Source organism: Streptococcus sp. 27098_8_23 (assembly GCF_041432195.1).
Classification (GTDB): domain Bacteria; phylum Bacillota; class Bacilli; order Lactobacillales; family Streptococcaceae; genus Streptococcus.
Window position 1 is genome coordinate 128582 of the sequence record NZ_JAPVZF010000003.1, and the last position, 18561, is coordinate 147142.

At 43.1% G+C, this 18561-nt stretch carries 4 protein-coding genes; all 4 read left to right on the forward strand.

The window, feature by feature from the left end; all coding sequences use genetic code 11:
• Window positions 1–124 precede the first annotated feature (124 nt).
• The 4 genes from ileS to O3652_RS06170 all read left to right on the forward strand — a co-directional run bounded on the left by ileS (window position 125) and on the right by O3652_RS06170 (window position 18412).
• Window positions 125–2917, forward strand: coding sequence for an isoleucine--tRNA ligase (gene ileS, locus O3652_RS06155; protein ID WP_125413018.1), 2793 nt, complete (start codon window positions 125–127; stop codon window positions 2915–2917).
• 294 nt (window positions 2918–3211) lie between these two features.
• Complete coding sequence (locus O3652_RS06160; RefSeq protein ID WP_371590166.1) at window positions 3212–11110, forward strand: SIALI-17 repeat-containing surface protein; 7899 nt, start codon at window positions 3212–3214, stop codon at window positions 11108–11110.
• A gap of 249 nt (window positions 11111–11359) precedes the next feature.
• Window positions 11360–17785: a ZmpA/ZmpB/ZmpC family metallo-endopeptidase gene (locus O3652_RS06165; RefSeq protein WP_260471500.1), complete on the forward strand. Its 6426-nt coding sequence runs from the start codon at window positions 11360–11362 to the stop codon at window positions 17783–17785.
• 246 nt (window positions 17786–18031) lie between these two features.
• Window positions 18032–18412 carry a hypothetical protein gene (locus O3652_RS06170; protein WP_000856378.1) on the forward strand — a complete coding sequence of 127 codons (381 nt, stop codon included), beginning with the start codon at window positions 18032–18034 and terminating at the stop codon, window positions 18410–18412.
• Window positions 18413–18561 lie beyond the last annotated feature (149 nt).

Here is an 18561-nt window from a genome sequence, read left to right on the forward strand (position 1 = left end):
CCCCACGTTACGGGAAAAGAGGAAAAGAGACCCTGTCTTTTTTCGAACAAAGGTGGTACCACGAATTTCGTCCTTTTTGCGAATCGTGGTTTTTATTTTGTCATTTTAAATTAAAGGAGTAACAATGAAACTTAAAGAAACCCTCAATCTAGGGAAAACAGACTTTCCTATGCGTGCTGGTCTTCCAACTAAAGAACCAGTTTGGCAAAAAGAATGGGAAGAAGCAAAACTTTACCAACGTCGTCAAGAATTGAACCAAGGAAAACCGCATTTCACCTTGCATGATGGACCTCCGTATGCAAACGGAAATATCCACGTTGGACATGCCATGAACAAGATTTCCAAAGATATTATTGTTCGTTCTAAGTCTATGTCAGGATTCTATGCACCTTACATCCCAGGTTGGGATACACATGGTCTGCCAATCGAGCAAGTCTTGGCAAAACAGGGCGTGAAACGTAAAGAAATGGACTTGGTTGAGTACTTGAAACTTTGCCGCGAGTACGCTCTTTCTCAAGTAGATAAACAACGTGAAGACTTTAAACGATTGGGTGTTTCTGGTGACTGGGAAAACCCTTATGTGACTTTGACTCCAGACTATGAAGCAGCTCAGATCCGTGTCTTTGGTGAAATGGCTAAAAAAGGCTATATCTACCGTGGTGCCAAGCCAGTTTACTGGTCTTGGTCATCTGAATCAGCCCTTGCTGAAGCGGAAATTGAATACCATGACTTGCTTTCAACTTCCCTTTACTATGCTAACCGTGTCAAAGATGGAAAAGGTGTCCTAGATACAGACACTTACATTGTAGTTTGGACAACTACTCCATTTACTATCACAGCTTCTCGTGGTTTGACTGTTGGAGCTGATATTGACTACGTAGTCGTTCAACCAGCTGGTGAATCTCGTAAGTTTGTAGTTGCTTCAGAATTATTGAATAGTCTTTCTGAGAAATTTGGCTGGACTGATGTTCAGGTCTTGGCAACCTACCGTGGTCAAGAATTGAACCACATCGTAACAGTCCACCCATGGGATACGGCTGTAGATGAGTTGGTGATCCTTGGTGACCACGTTACGACTGACTCTGGTACAGGTATCGTCCATACGGCTCCAGGTTTTGGTGAGGATGACTACAATGTCGGTGTTGCCAATGGTCTTGAAGTTGCAGTGACAGTTAATGAACGCGGGATTATGATGGCAAATGCTGGCTCTGACTTTGAAGGTCAATTCTATGACAAGGTGGTACCAACTGTTATCGAAAAACTGGGTGATTTACTCCTTGCTCAAGAAGAAATCTCCCACTCCTACCCATTTGACTGGCGTACCAAGAAACCAATCATCTGGCGTGCTGTTCCACAATGGTTTGCCTCAGTTTCAAAATTCCGCCAAGAAATCTTGGATGAAATTGAAAAAGTGAAATTCCATTCAGAATGGGGTAAAGTGCGTCTTTACAATATGATTCGTGACCGTGGCGACTGGGTTATCTCTCGTCAACGTGCTTGGGGAGTTCCCCTTCCTATCTTCTATGCTGAAGACGGAACGCCAATCATGACTGCTGAGACTATTGAACATGTAGCTCAACTCTTTGAGGAACACGGTTCTATCATCTGGTGGGAACGTGATGCTAAGGACCTCTTGCCAGAAGGATTTACTCATCCAGGTTCACCAAATGGCGAGTTCAAGAAAGAAACAGATATCATGGACGTATGGTTTGACTCAGGTTCATCATGGAATGGAGTAGTGGTCAACCGTCCAGAACTCAAATACCCAGCAGACCTCTACCTAGAAGGTTCTGACCAATATCGTGGTTGGTTCAACTCTTCACTTATCACATCTGTTGCCAACCATGGCGTTGCGCCATACAAACAAATCTTGTCACAAGGTTTTGCCCTTGATGGTAAAGGTGAGAAGATGTCTAAATCTCTTGGGAATACCATTGCTCCAAGCGATGTTGAAAAACAATTTGGTGCGGAAATCTTGCGCCTCTGGGTAACAAGTGTTGACTCAAGTAACGACGTGCGTATCTCTATGGATATCTTGAGCCAAGTCTCTGAAACTTACCGTAAGATTCGTAACACTCTTCGCTTCTTGATTGCTAACACTTCAGACTTTAACCCAGCTCAAGACGCAGTGGCTTACGAAGAGCTTCGTTCTGTTGATAAGTACATGACCATCCGCTTTAACCAGCTTGTGAAAACGATTCGTGATGCTTATGCTGACTTTGAATTCTTAACCATCTACAAGGCCTTGGTGAACTTTATCAACGTTGATTTGTCAGCCTTCTACCTTGATTTTGCCAAAGATGTTGTCTACATTGAAGGTGCCAAATCACTCGAACGCCGTCAAATGCAGACTGTCTTCTATGACATTCTTGTCAAAATCACCAAACTCTTGACACCAATCCTTCCTCACACTGCAGAAGAAATCTGGTCATATCTTGAGTTTGAAGCTGAAGACTTTGTTCAGTTGTCAGAACTGCCAGAAGCTCAAACCTTTGCCAACCAAGAAGAAATCTTGGATACCTGGGTAGCATTCATGGACTTCCGTGGACAGGCTCAAAAAGCCTTGGAAGAAGCGCGTAATGCAAAAGTAATCGGGAAATCACTCGAAGCCCACTTGACAGTTTATCCAAATGAAGTGGTGAAAACTCTGCTCGAAGCAGTGAACAGCAATGTGGCTCAACTTTTGATCGTGTCAGAATTGACCATCGCTGAAGGACCAGCTCCAGAGAGTGCAGTAAGCTTTGAAGATGTAGCCTTTACAGTTGAACGCGCTGCAGGTGAAGTATGTGACCGTTGCCGTCGTATCGATCCAACTACTGCAGAACGTAGCTACCATGCAGTTATCTGTGACCATTGTGCAAGCATCGTAGAAGAAAACTTTGCGGACGCTGTCGCAGAAGGATTTGAAGCCAAATAATCAGATTAGAAATATGTCTTCTCATAGTTTAAGATGAGAGAGAAGGTAAAAGAGAGAAAGTCATTTCTCTCTTTTTTTGCTGGTAAAAGCTTAGGACAAAGATGTAGAAATTCAACATTTTTAGGGAGAGTTTTAAGTTGATTTTTGAGATTTTTTCAAAAAGGGAGGTCGTGTTTTGGTACTTTTCAAAAGCACGTGTTGTTTCTAAAAATCGCGACAAATAATTTGAATAATCAAGTGAAATCAGGTAGAATAGAAAGGATTGAATAATATATTGAAAAGGAAATCTTTAGAATGAAACATCAGTTTTATGGAGAAAAACGACAGCGCTTTTCTTTCAGAAAGTTGTCTGTCGGGCTCGTTTCGGCGACTATTGGAAGCTTCTTTTTGAATGGGCAAATAACTGGGGACTTGACTTCTGTAAAGGCAGCAGAAATTCAAAGTCAGCAGTCTGCTCAGGTCAAATACCACTACGTAGTGGAGTCTGAATTGACAGAGGCAGAGAAGAGTGCCTTGATTAGGGAGATTCCAAAGCATGTTGAGGATGCTTCAGAGACCTATTACTTAGTTTATCGTCCGACTACTCAAGGGGATTCATCTGGAGTATTGCCTAAGACAGGTCACTCCGGCCTTTGGGAATCAACATTTACAGCGATGGGTCTTGCATTACTAGTACTTGTAGTTGTTAGAGGCAGAAATGGGAAGAGGTATTTATCTTCGATCTTGTTGGTAACTGGAATGGGATCCATGCTGCTATCTCCAACAGTCTTAGCAGTGACGAATATCGAACTCGCTGCATATAATCAAAGTCTTAACTTGGGTCTTGGAGAATCCCTTCCAGCGCCATTGAAAATTGACGGTTACGACTATATCGGTTACTTAAAGAATGAAGAACAAAATGATAGTCATTTAACTCATTCTGCTCAGAAGGAAAATCCGACACTTGATTTGGAGAAAGAGAAGGGAAGTGAACTTAAACCGAGTGAAACAAATCTTGATATGAAAGAGATTGTTTCGGATAAGGGTGATGCTTTAACTGAGGAAGAAAGAGAAGCTATAGCTGCTAAGGAGAGAGAACTCGCTCGCCTTGGAGCAGTTCATGAATTGCCAGAATTAAAAATTAGTGAACAAAAGTCGGTTCAAGATCTCCCTTATCAGACCCAATACCAGTATTCAGATGACTTGGTTCAAGGTCAATCAAAAGTCATACAATCAGGTGTTCGAGGCCAAAGAACAGTTGTAACTCGTCATTATCGTGAGAATCAAGAAATCGTAAAAAGCGAAATGATTTCTGATCAAGTGACGCTTGAACCTGTTTCTGAAATTATTTTAGTTGGAACAGCTCCAACTAACTCGATACCAAAAGAAACTCCAGTTCACGAAGTTCCAGAACTGACAAAATATGGCACGAGTCCTGATACATCTCCAGTTCATGAAGTTCCAGAATTGGCAGAGTACGGCACAAGTTCTGAGATGCCTCCAGTTCAAGAGATTCCAGAACTGACGGAATATGGGACAAATCCTGATACAGCTCCTATTCACGAAGCTCCAGAACTGACAGAATATGGCACAACTCCTGAAACATCCCCAGTTCACGAAGTTCCGGAATTGTCAGAGTATGGCACCAGTCCTGAGACAACTCCAGTTCGTGAGACTCCAGAACTGACGGAATATGGCACAACTCCTGAAACAGCGCCTGTTCACGAAGTTCCGGAATTGTCAGAGTACGGAACCAGTCCCGAGACATCACCTGTTCACGAAGTTCCAGAATTGACAGAGTATGGGATAACTCCTGATACAGCGCTAGTTCATGAAGTTCCGGAATTGACGGAATATGGCACAACTCCTGAAACAGCTCCTGTTCACGAAGTTCCGGAGTTGGCAGAGTACGGAACCAGTCCCGAGACAGCTCCTATTCATGAGAACTCTGAGTTGGAATTGACTACAAATGATGAGGTTAGAATAGAAAAGATTGATTTTTCTATTGAGGAGCAGTACACAGATGAGATTCCAGAGGGGAGTCGCCAAATCACAACACCAGGAGTTGAGGGTGAGCGCACGATTAAGACTCGTGTCTATAGTTCTAACGGTCAAGAGGTTGACCGTCAAGAACTTTCGAATGAAGAAACCTTGGCTCCCGTAACGCAAATTGTCAAAGTCGGCACGGCTAAACCAAGCATGGTGCCAAATGAAGCACCAAAAGCAGATATTCTGCCAGAATATCCGTTGACTTATACTGACGAAATTCGTGTAGAGAAAATAGCCTTCAACATCGAGGAGCAACATACGGACGAATTGGTTCGTGATGCTCGTCAAATCGCCACTCCAGGAGTCCAAGGTGAACGGACTATCAAGACTCGTGTCTACAGTTCTAATGGACAAGAGGTTGACCGCCAAGAGTTGTCCAATGAGGAAACTCTGGCTCCCGTAACGCAAGTCGTTAAGGTCGGCACGGCTAAATCAAGCATGGTACCGAACAATCCACCGCAAGCAGACCCCCTTCCAGAGTATCCGTTGACTTATACTGACGAAACGCGCGTTGAAAAAATCAACTTTAGCATTCGTGAGGAAGAAACCGATGAGCTTGTTCGAGATGCTCGTCAAATCACAACTCCAGGTGTTGAGGGCGAACGCACGATTAAGACTCGCGTCTACAGCTCTAACGGTCAAGTTGTTGACCGTCAAGAGTTGTCTAACGAGGAAACTCTAGCTCCTGTAACACAAATCGTCAAAGTCGGCACGGCTAAACCAAATATGGTGCCAAGTGAAGCACCGAAAGCAGATGCTTTGCCAGAGTATCCGTTGACTTATACTGACGAAACGCGCGTTGAAAAAATCAACTTTAACATTCGTGAAGAAGAAAGCGATGAGCTTGTTCGAGATGCTCGTCAAATCGCCACTCCGGGAGTTGAGGGTGAGCGTACGATTAAGACCCGTGTTTACAGTTCTAACGGTCAAGAGGTTGATCGCCAAGAGTTGTCCAACGAGGAAACTCTAGCTCCCGTAACGCAAGTGGTCAAGGTCGGCACGGCTAAACCAAATATGGTACCAAATGAAGCACCAAAAGCAGATATTCTGCCAGAATATCCGCTAACTTATACTGACGAAACGCGCGTAGAGAAAATAGCCTTCAACATTGAGGAGCAATATACCGATGAGCTTGTTCGAGATGCCCGCCAAATCATAACTCCGGGAGTCCAAGGTGAGCGGACCATCAAGACCCGAGTCTACAGTTCTAACGGTCAGGAAATCGATCGACAAGAGTTGTCTAATGAGGAAACTTTGGCGCCCGTAACACAAATCGTCAAAGTCGGCACTGCTAAACCAAGCATGGTGCCAAATGAAGCACCAAAAGCAGATAATCTGCCAGAGTATCCGCTAACTTACACTGACGAAACGCGCGTAGAGAAAATTGTTTTCAACATCGAGGAGCAATATACGGACGAATTAGTTCGAGATGCTCGTCAAATCACAACTCCAGGTGTTGAGGGTGAGCGCACGATTAAGACTCGCGTCTACAGTTCTAACGGTCAAGAGGTTGATCGCCAAGAGTTGTCCAACGAGGAAACTCTAGCTCCCGTAACGCAAGTAGTCAAAGTTGGAACGGCTAAGCCAAACATGGTACCGAACGATCCACCGAAAGCAGATGCTTTAGAGGAGTTCGATTTAATTTCACTGCATAATCTCTTGGCAGAAGCGGATCAGATTAAAGCTCAGGCCCGTTATTTCAACGATAGTCAGAGTCATCAAGCTAACTATGATGCTGCTTTGACGGCTGGTCAAGCGATTCTGAGCCAATCCCAAGCCAGCCAAGCAGAAGTCAACCAACTGGTGGAACAAATCAATCAAGCCAAGGCTCAATTAAGTGGTCTTGAAGTTGTTAAAACAGCTCTTCAGACTGAGTACGATTTAAATCCAAGAGTTAAAACTTCGGTTAAATATAAGAATGCGGACTCAGATAAGCAGACAGCTTATACTGACGAATTGACCAAGGCTGAAAGAGTTTTGAACAATCAGATTGCTACACAAGTACGGGTCAACCAAGCTCTTGCTAACCTGACAGCATCCAAAGAAGCTCTAAATGGTGTGCCTAAAGTCAAGCCGACAGTTTCCATTCTAAGTCTGACTGAGAATGCTGATGATAAGTCGGTGACGGTCCAATATAGATTGGAAGACCAGACCCAGTCCTTACGTTCAGCGACTGCAGAATTGTACCAGGGAGATCAGCTGGTTCGCACTCTTCCAATTACCAATTTTGCTGGCAGCTTGAAAATTGGCGATCTAGACTACTATACAGGTTATACTTTGAAAACCAAGTTGACTTATGAATTGGATAATGGTAGCTTTACTGAGTTTGAAACAGATAGTCGTAACTTTGAGCTAGAATACAAGAAAATAACCTTCCGTGATATTGATTCAGTTGAGTTTTATCATAAAGAAAACGATCAATACAAGCGCCTTGTATCGATGAGCTCTATGCCTACGGATCTGTCTACTTACTTCGTCAAGATCAAATCAAGCGAATCCAAAGAAATTCTCCTACCAGTTCACAGCATTTCTGAAGCAGAGAAAGATGGCAAGGCAGTCTATAAGGTTAATGTAACGCTTCCTGAACTCGTCCAAGAAAGTGAGAAGGGTTACAAGTCTGGGCATGACTTCTATATCAGTAAAGCTGTCCCAAGTCAGCAAAATGTCTACACCAGCTTTGCTGGATTGGTAGACGCTATGAAGCGAAATATGGCAGGAAACTATGTTCTGGGAGCTGATTTGGATGCGAGTGAGATCAACCTAGCTCTTGCGGATTATGTGTACCTCAAAGGGAACTTCACCGGCAGTCTGACAGGTAGTCAAAATGGTAAGCAATACGCTATTTACAATCTAGCCAAGCCCTTATTTGAAAACCTCAAGAGTGGTTCTACCATTTCCAATATCGACTTTAAAGATGTGAATATCGTGGGTACCTATGACTCGGCTGCGCTGGCACGCAATGCGGAGAATGCGCGAATCACAGATGTTTCTGTTCAGGGGAGAGTATCGGTAGTAGGCAACGCTTCTAACGTAGCTGGTCTTGTAGTTAATGGAACCAATACGCAAATTACCAATAGTTCCTTTACGGGTACCATCCTATCTAACAATCAACACATCAAAGCTTATAACGTAGGTGGTTTGGTTGCAAGCCTTAAAGGAGGAGAATCTCTTCTTAGCCAAAGTAAAGCAGATGTAACGATTATTAGCGGTGCAAGATCAAATGAACAACGTATTGGTGGTTTGGTTGGACGTCTAGAAAACAACGCTCGAATCACCAAATCTTATGTGACAGGAAAATTATATAATTCAACCACTAACGGTCAAATCGGTGGAGTGGTCGGCTCGAACTACTTTAATGGTTTAGTTGATAATGTTATCAGCAATGTTAGCGGTACAAACGTTTACAGTATTTCTGGAGATCAGGGCTACAAAAACGACCGCATTACACAAGCCTATAAAGTTGCAAAAAGCGAAACCTTGAAAAACGATCAGTTTGTTACTTCTACCATTACTCAAGAAGAAATGGAAGAAAAACTGACTGCTATGGCCATAACAACTAGCCTAGATGACACGAATCTAAATATGCGTTTTGTCGACTATGGTCAAGTAAACAATGCTCAATTTGACCGCGGATATTCTTACGCAAATATGGAGAAACTGCTTCCTTTCTACAATAAAGAAACCATTGTTTCGTTTGCGAACAAGATTCCGAAAGAGCATAAGTTGAACAAGGAGTACCTACTGGATGTTGTTCCGATGAAGGGCGACCAGGTTATCACTGATATTCATAGCAATAAAACTGGAATCAATCGTTTGATGCTGCACTACATGGACAATACCATTGATTACCTAGAATTATCTTATCAGGGAGATTTCGTAAATCGAGGTATTGCTGAGTATAGGATGAAGGGATTAGATCTTCTTTATACTCCAGAAGCCTTTGTATCAGATTATACTAGTATTCTAAATCAAGTGTTGCCAGAGCTGAACAAGGTCGTTCTTGATTCGCCAGCTATGCGTACAGCTCTCGGAGTAGCCGCAGATACTTCTTTGGATGAACTATACTTAGACACTGCATTTACGCAAGTGAAAAGTAAGCTATCAGGTGAGCTTCGCAAAGTGCTGGCTATGGATAAGGCTATCAATACTGAAGGTGAAGTAGTTAAGGATTATCTTATTAAGAAGATTCTTGCTGATAAAGAAGCTTTCCTATTAGGTTTGACTTACCTTAACCGTTGGTATAATATCAACTATGATAACTTTAATGTCAAAGACTTGTCGGCTTACAAGATGGATTTCTATGGTAAGAATGACGTTTCGGTTCTTGATACAATCATTGCTTTAGGGAAATCAGGACTTGAGAATCTCAAGGCTAAGAACAACTATACAGCGTATGATAATTCGCTCTCTGAAGCAACTGGCAAGCGAGGACTCTTCAATTACCTTGAAGGCTACCGTCAGCTCTTCCTACCATACAAGACCAATAATGAATGGCTCAAGACCAATACAAAAGCCTATATTGTTGAGGCTAAGTCCGATGTGCCAGAAGCGAGAAAGCTTCAGGACGCAGCCGAGGGCAAGAGCAAGTACTCTGTCGGTGTGTACGACAAGATTACTGCAGATAATTGGGAACACAAGGGCATGCTCCTGCCACTCTTGACCATGACGGAGAAGGGTGTCTATGCTATCTCTAATATGTCTACCCTCTCTATGGGAGCTTATGATCGCTATCGCCTGGATGCCAATAACAGAGTGCGCACAGACGCAGAACTAGCTGAATATGTCGAAGACCGAGTGAGAAAAACAGCTGAATACCAGCGCGACCACTATGATTTCTGGTACAAGATTCTCAGTCCAGAAAGCAAGGACAAGCTTTTCCGTTCTGTTCTGGTTTATGATGGATTCTCATTGGTTGACAAGAATGGTCAAAAATACTGGGCTCCAGCTAATGATAAAAAATCTCTAGCTATGCAGGAGTTCTTCGGACCTGCCGGCAAGTGGTATCCAAGCAAGGGTTATAATGCCTATGCTACGGGTAGTGTAACTCACTTTGATGCTGCTAAATTGTTGGAAGACTATGGTAACTCAGTCTACACGCATGAGATGACCCATAACTCTGACGGTGCAATTTACTTTGAAGGTTATGGTCGTCGTGAGGGCTTGGGTGCGGAACTCTATGCTCGTGGACTCTTGCAATCTTCGCCAAGCCCAGATGAACCAACCATTACGCTCAATACTCTCTTCAAGGTGGACAAGGATTCTAAGACACGTATGCATACCTATAATTTCAAGGAGCGTGTTCAAAATGAAGCAGACCTACAACACTATGTCCATGGTATGTTTGACATGATCTACACCCTGGACTATCTAGAAGGTACTTCTATGTTGAAGCAGAGCGATGCTGCCAAGTTACAGTGGTTCAGGAAGATGGAGAATTACTATATTACAGATAAGTATGGTAAGGAGACCCACGCAGGTAACCAGACGCGAAGCTTCACAGCTGAGGAAATCAAGCAGCTGAAGACCTTTGACTCTTTGATTGAAAATGATGTGATCACTCGTCGGGAGAATAAGGAAAGTGGGAAATATGGTCGAAATGGCTACCTCAGTCTCAGCCTCTTCTCACCAATTTACTCAGCCTTGAGCAATCCAAATGGAGCGCCAGGTGACGTCATGTTCCGTCGCACAGCCTATGAATTACTGGCAGCCAAGGGCTACCATGAAGGATTTGTCCCTTATGTTTCTGGTCAGTACTCTCAGGAAGCCTTCGATGAAGGGAAGAAAACGTGGGACGGATGGTCTGGAAGAGATGTTGGTCTCGTGACGGATCAGAAAGTCTTGGAAAATGTATTCAAAGGCGAATATGATTCCTGGGTAGCCTTCAAGAAAGCTATGTACCAAGAGCGAATTGATCAGCTGACCAAGCTGAAGCCAATTACCATTGAGTACGAGCTTAAAAATCCAAACAGTACCAAGAAAGTAACCATTCGCTCTTATGCAGAGATGCAGCAGTTGATGGATGCAGCCGTGGCAGAGGATGTACGCAACATTACCAATGCTACTAGCCGTGTCGAAGCTAGCTGGGTTAACCTGCTCAAGAAGAAGATTTACAACGCTTATCTTCGTGAGACAGACGACTTCAGACAGTCTATTTTCAAGAAATAAGGAAACGATTCTGTTTGATTAAAATTTGAAAAATTCCTAGGTTTAAGGCTACCTAGGAATTTTTCTGTGGTTTCTCCATGATCTTGTTTGTGCATTCAAGACCTGATAAGATAAGGATTTTGAAAGCGTAAATGAACTGAAAAGATTAGCAGTTTTTTGTGGCTATTATTTATAGCAAATAAATTGAATAATCTAGTAAATTTCGGTAGAATAGAGGGGATTCAAATCATGATAAAGGAAAGATTAGGAATGAAAAGAAGTTATTTAGGAGAAAAGCACCAACGTTTTTCATTGAGAAAAGTTTCGGTTGGTTTAGTTTCTGCTCTGGTAGGGGTTTTCTACCTTTTTAGTGGAGGAGGTTCTCTTGTAAGTGTAGCGGCTAGTGAACAGACGCCATCCGTCACAAAACAGGTTCACTATAAGTACGTGACAGAGAGTGAGCTCACGGACCAAGAGAAGCAATTGGTAGTCAAAGAGTTGCCACAGTTTGCTGAGGAAACAGATGATACATACTATTTGATTTATCGTCCGACGAGACAGTTGCCTGCAACTGGTCACAGCCAACTCATTAGCTCAATTGCAGCAGGGGCAGGTATTGTACTACTGGTCGTAGCGATTAAACTGGGCAGAGATGATCGCAAAAAGCTAGCTTCATTTATGCTTTTAACCAGTCTAGGAAGTCAGCTGATCGCGCCAACTTCCTTGGCTTTGACAAATCAAATGCTGGCAGACTATAATCAGGAATTGACTGTACAGGTCGGGGAAGCATTACAATCCCCACTTACGATTGAAGGTTACCAATATGTAGGCTATTTGAAGTCTCAAAAAGCAGTAAACTCTCCAGTTGATGGCAAGAAAGAGTTGAATCATTCGACTCCTATTGATACTCCAGTTCAAACTTCAAACGGAAGTCAAGCGCAGGAAGAGTATCGTTTTCAGAAACCAAGTGATGCTCCTGTATTTGAACAACCAGAGTTAAAGGTTGAAAGTAAAGATACGAGTCGTACAGAGATTATTCCTTTCCAAGTAGAGGAAGAAGAGGCAGCTGATTTGCCACAAGGTCAAACTGAGGTGATTCAGGCAGGGAAAAATGGTAGTCGTACCATTGTGACCCGCAGCTACATTTTAAATGGTCAGGTGATCCATACAGAGGAGATTTCCAATCAGGTAACGACTGAGCCGACTTCTGAGATTAGAAAAGTCGGAAGCAAGGTCCTTTCTCCTACAAAACCAAGCCCAGAGGAGTCCGTTAGTGAAAAACCAACAGACGCTCCAATAAATGAAGTTCCAAGCTTAAATGTTGAAGAAAAAGATGTTACCACGACGGTAGCAGAACCCTACACTCGAGAACGAGTAGAGAGTGATAGCTTGCCAGTTGGCCAGACAAAGATAACACAAGCTGGTCAAGATGGCGTGCGTACAATCGTTACCCGTCAGTACATGGTAGATGGAAAAGTAGAGAGAAGCCAGGAACTCTCTAACGAAGTGACAACTCCAGCAGTATCAGAAATCGTAACAGTTGGAACAGGCCCTGTTAGCGAGAAACCAACAGACGCCCCAATAAATGAAGTTCTAAGCTTAAACGTTGAAGAAAAAGATGTTACCACGACGGTAGCAGAACCCTACACTCGAGAACGAGTAGAGAGTGATAGCTTACCAGTTGGCCAGACCAAGATAACCCAAGCTGGTCAAGATGGAGTGCGCACAATCGTCACCCGTCAGTACATAGTAGATGGCAAAGTAGAGAGAAGCCAGGAAATCTCCAACGAAGTGACGACTCCAGCGGTATCAGAGATCGTAACAGTTGGAACAGGCCCTGTTAGCGAGAAACCAACAGACGCTCCTGTAAATGAAGTTCCAAGCTTAAACGTCGAAGAAAAGGACGTTACCACAACAGTGGCCGAACCCTATCCAACCAAGGAAGTGGAAAGTGCAGACCTGCCATTGGGGCAAAGAGAAGTTAGTCAAGCAGGTCAAGATGGCGTGCGTACGATTGTGACTCGTCAGTATTTAGTAGATGGAAAAGTCGAAAATACAGAGGAAATCTCTAACACTATCACAAAAGAAGCAGTTCCTCAGATCATCAAAGTCGGTACAAAACCAATTTCTACAAATGCGGATCACGCTCCTGTGGAACCAGAAAAAGGAACTCTCGATCTCGAATCCTTGCACCAATTAGTGGAAGAGGCCGATAGCATCCAGAAAACGCATCAGTATTTCAATGATACCACTGCAGATCAAGAGTCTTATAAAGAGGCAGTCGCAAATGCCCAAGCTCTCTTTGAGACATCTCATGCCAGTCAAGAACAGGTTGATTCTTTGAAAAAAGCCCTTGAAACTGCTAAGAATAATCTAGACGGCCAACCTGTTGATAAGAAAACTCTTGGAGTTGAATTTGACATGAAGGATGTGACTCAGTCTACAGTTGCTTACCAGTATGCTGATGAACAAACCAAACTCCGCTATCACCGTGCTCTAGATCAGGCCAAGCTCGTTTTGGACAATCCTTTCGCCAATCAAGCCTTGGTCGATCAAGTTCGGACGGATCTCGAGGCAGCTCGTCAAGCTCTGGATGGTGTCAAGAGAAAACCAACCCTCTCTCTAGTCAGTGTCGAGAAGGAAGAAGACAAACGACAAGTTTCTCTTAGCTATCACTTGACGGATGCTACAGCTAGCTATCAATCAGCCAAAGTGCAGCTATACAAGGGTGAAACGTTAATTAAGGAAGTCGACCTTGTGGACCTCACTCAAAAATTGACACTTGATGACTTGGACTACTATACTCCTTATACTCTCAAAACTGTCATGAAATATGATCTGGGTCAAGGGGAACAAACTAGTATAGAGGATCAACGCCCAGTTCAGCTAGATTATAAGAAGGTTGAAATTAAAGACATCGACCGCATCGAGCTGTACGGTAAAGATGGCAGTCACTACCGACGTTACCTATCTCTGTCGGAAGTGCCGTCTGATTTGGACAACTACTATGTCCGCATTCAGTCAGACAAGTTCAAGGACATGCTCTTACCTGTTTCTAAGATTACAGACAAGGGCAATGCCTACTCCGTAACAGTATCAGCCAATCAACTCGTCGAGGGAGAAGGGGACCGTTATCGTCCAGATTACTCTTTTGAACTGCCGAAAACGCCTCTTAGTCAAGAAGGAGTCTATACGTCCTTCAAAACGCTCATAGAGGCTATGAAGTCAAACCCGACTGGAAACTTCAAACTAGGAGCGAATGTTTCAGCAGATGAGATTCAGTTGGAACAGTCTGCGACAAGCTATGTACCAGAAGAATTTTCAGGTAGCCTAACTAGCCGAGTGGATGGAAAAGATTATACCATCTACAACTTGGAAAAACCACTCTTTGCAACCTTGAAAAATGCCACCATCCAGCAACTGACCTTGAAATCGGCTGCAGTTACAGGCAAGGATTCTATAGGGGCCTTGGCTAGCAACGTTCAAAATGCAACGATTACGGATGTTTCTGTAAGTGGTAGTCTATCTGGGAACAAGCATATCGGTGGACTAGTAGGAGTTGCCCAAAACACAAAACTTACCAATGTTGCCTTTAAAGGATTCATCACTAGCACCCAAGATGGGGGGCAGGAGTACAATATTGGTGGCCTAGTCGGTAATTTCCACGGGAACCAATCACTGACGCAGAAGAGTCAGGCGGATGTATCTATCCAAGTAACGGGTAGAAATGGAGACCAGCGTGTTGGAGGCTTGATTGGTCGCTTGCAAAATGGAGCTAGATTAGAAACTTCTTATGTGATCGGTTCTATCCAAAATGGAGGTCATTCTGGCCAAGTTGGTGGAGCGATCGGATCTACTTGGAACAATGGACAGGTCCGAAATGTCTTGACCAGTGTCAAGGTTCAAAATGGTCATGCCATGACAGGAGATCCCTATCCAGAGGCTTCTGTTCGGGACTCTTATGTTCTTGAAGGGACTACAGCAAATCGAAAAGATGAGCGTTTTGTCCGTACTATTTCAGAGGCCGATGCGCAAGCCAAACGTCAGTCCTTTGGAATCACTTCGAACTTGACGGACCAGGAGCCATTGCAGCAAACTTACCAGCATCAGACAGACTATAGTCGAGTGAGGGGAGCTCAGAAGTCCAGAAAGCAAGCCTACGAAAATGTAGAAAAACTGTTACCATTCTACAATAAAGACTTCATCGTTCATGCAGCCAACCAATTAGCTGAAGATGATAAACTCAACAAAGTAGCCTTGTTAGATGTGGTTCCGATGAAAGATGGGACACTGATAACGGATATCAACAGTCATAAGGGCGAAATCAATAGACTAATGCTGCATTATGCAGATAAGACGATCGCTTATCTTGATTTGACCTACAAGGGTGATTTTGCCAATGGCCAGATTGCTGAATATAGCATCGCTGAAAAGAATTTGCTCTATACACCAGAAGCCTTTCTATCGGACTACCAGTCCATTAAAGAGAGTGTCTTGAATGAACTCAAAGCTGTGACTTATGACTCAACTGCAGTGCGTAAGGTACTGGGAATTGGTGAAACAGCCTCCTTAGATGATCTTTATCTGGAAAAAGCCTTTGAACAAATCAAAGCTGACCTAGGTCAGGAGCTCCTCAAGGTGCTTTCAGTTGACAAGTCGATCAACACCTTAGGCCCTGCCGTAGCGGATGCGATTAGCCAAAAGATTCTGAAGAACAAAGAGGCCTTTATGCTTGGTCTGACCTATCTCAACCGCTGGTACAATGTCAACTATGGAACTTTCAACACCAAGGATCTTAATGCCTATAAGTTTGATTTCTTTGGTAATCAAGCCGCTTCGACACTTGATACCATCATTGCTCTCGGTAACTCTGGAATGGGCAATCTTCGAGCACAAAACAACTTCAATACTTACCGACAATCTCTAGCCAAGGAAAAAGGCACAGGGGACCTCTTTGCTTACCTAGAAAGTCTGCGTGAACTCTTCTTGCCACACAAAACCAATAGTGAATGGTTTAAGGAAAATACCAAGGCTTATATCGTAGAGGCTCGTTCAAGCCTGCCAGAAATTCAGGCTAAGCAGGACAATGCGGATCGTAAGAGTAAGTATACAATCAAGGTCTACGACAGACTGACTCAGGGAGATTGGGGCTTCAAGCAAATGGTCCTCCAACTTCTGACCTTACCTGAAAGAGATGTCTATATCATCAGCAATATGTCGACCATTGCCTTTGGTAGCTTTGGAAGCTACAGGAAAGAAGGTGGCAGAGTTCTCTCAGGCGAGGAACTCCATCGACATGTTGAAAAACTTGTGGATCAATCAGCTGAATGGCAACGAAACCACTATGATATGTGGTACAACATTCTAAGTCCAAACAGGAAAGACACTCTATTCAGACGGGTGATCGTTACAGATGGTTTCTTTGTTTACAATGATAAAGGCCAGCAATATTGGGCTCCGCGTAATGATAAGACCTCTGTTGCTATGTACAATTTCTTTGGTCCTGCTGGCAAGTATCACGGAGACAATGGACTAGGGGCCTTTGCTAATGGTTATGAAGTCTTCTACGTCTATGACCAGATGCTAGGAGCTTCTGGAACCATGGTCTATACCCATGAAATGACCCACAACTCGGATGGTTCTATCTATTTTGAAGGACATGGTCGTCGTGAGGGTGAAGGACCTGAGAGCTTTGCTACAGGAATGTTAGAGTCTGTAACCAATGTTAGCGAAAAAGGTCTCGTTCTCAATAGTTTCTATCAAGGAGATAAAGATTCGACCTCTCGTTACCATACCTATGATCCTGTTGCCCGATTCTCCTCAGCAGATGCTTTACGGGAATACATGCATGGAGTCTTTGATGTGCTAAACCTTCTGGATTATGTAGAAGGGGATATTGTTACTGGTGTCCTAACTGATCAACAGAAAATGAAATGGTACCGTAAGGCTGAAAATTATAAATTTGAGAATACGTCTTATGGTAAACAAGCCCATGCTGATGATCGCATTGTCCCTATAACAGCCGAAGAAGCAGCTAAACTAAAATCTGTCGATGCTCTGGTTGATTATAATATCATTGGTCGTCGCGATGGTTGGGATACAGCTAGCTTTGGACGAAATGGCTACTATATCGTCAATATGTTTGCTTCCTTCTATGCAGCTCTGGACAATCCAACTGGTGCACCTGGGGGACTTATGTTCCGCCGTAGAGCCTATGAATTGCTCGGAGACAAGGGGTACCAGCAAGGATTTGTCCCATATGTATCTGGCCAATACTCTGGCCAAGCGCTTAAAGAAGGTCATAAGACCTACTCAATCTGGAACCGAGGAGATGTCGGAGTAGTTGGAGATGATCTAATCCTTAGAAACCTTTACGGTAGCCAGTATGAATCATGGAAGGATTTGAAGAAAGCGATGTTGAATGAACGATACAACAAGGCCCAAAACTTCCTTCGCCCTATCACCATTGAGTTTGAAGCAGGAAAACTAGATAGCAAACGACAAATTACAATTTCTTCTTATGAGGAATTACAAGATTATATGTACTTAGCAGTACTAGCGGATGCCTCAGCTAAGAACATTGATCGTGCTTTATCAGACAGCTCTAAGAGCAGTGTCGCCCAACTCAAGTATCGTATTTTCAATGCTTATCTACGTGCTACAGACGACTTCAGACAGTCTATCTTTGAAAGATAAGTCTCTTGCAAAAACAGCCACGAAAAAAGAAGATCACTTGGATCTTCTTTTTTTAGGGGAACGGCTTGCTTAGTATAAAAACGAATGAATTTACAAATAAATTGATACATGACATATTTCTTACTCTAAATGTCTGGATAGAAATTTGAAACCATTCACCATCTAGTATATTCATTTTGAAATTTCTTTTGTTTTTCATGAAAATATGATAAAATGATAGCTGTAAAAATTTTTAAGGAGATTCAGATGAAAACAAATACACTTGCTCGCGTAAATGCGATTTTTGGTCTTATTTCAGGTATCGTCTTGCTGTTGGCACCTCTTGTTATGTTTATGATAGCTGTCGGGGCTGCTGCGGCAACGGAGGACTCAGATGCAACAGTTGGGCTATTGACGATTTTTTCAATTATTTTGTCATTGGTAAAAATTGCTGTCTTGGTTTTAGGAATTGTAGCCATTGTTTATTACAAGGACGATGAGCGTGTGACGCCTGCACCGTCTGTTTTGTTTATCGTAGGTGGTTCTGTTGGATTGATCCCATTCTTGGGCTGGGTAGGAGGAATTCTGACAATCATTGGTGGATCCCTCTATTTTGGACTTTTGAAAAAATTCGAGATTCAAGAATAATGACTTTTTGTTAGGAATATTTTTAAATAAGAGAAGGCGATTAGCCTTCTTTTTTTGTCATCAAGCAGAGGTAAACTTGACAAGATAAATAAGTTTTTACATTCATAAAATTCAAAGCATTTATTTGGGACAAGGACCTTTTTTTATAG

What these genes read in the sequence shown, in the direction of transcription:
- O3652_RS06160 (WP_371590166.1), top strand. Translation starts at nt 3,212, where the DNA reads ATGAAACATCAGTTTTATGGAGAAAAACGACAGCGCTTTTCTTTCAGA.
- O3652_RS06170 (WP_000856378.1), top strand. Translation starts at nt 18,032, where the DNA reads ATGAAAACAAATACACTTGCTCGCGTAAATGCGATTTTTGGTCTTATT.
- O3652_RS06165 (WP_260471500.1), top strand. Translation starts at nt 11,360, where the DNA reads ATGAAAAGAAGTTATTTAGGAGAAAAGCACCAACGTTTTTCATTGAGA.
- ileS (WP_125413018.1), top strand. Translation starts at nt 125, where the DNA reads ATGAAACTTAAAGAAACCCTCAATCTAGGGAAAACAGACTTTCCTATG.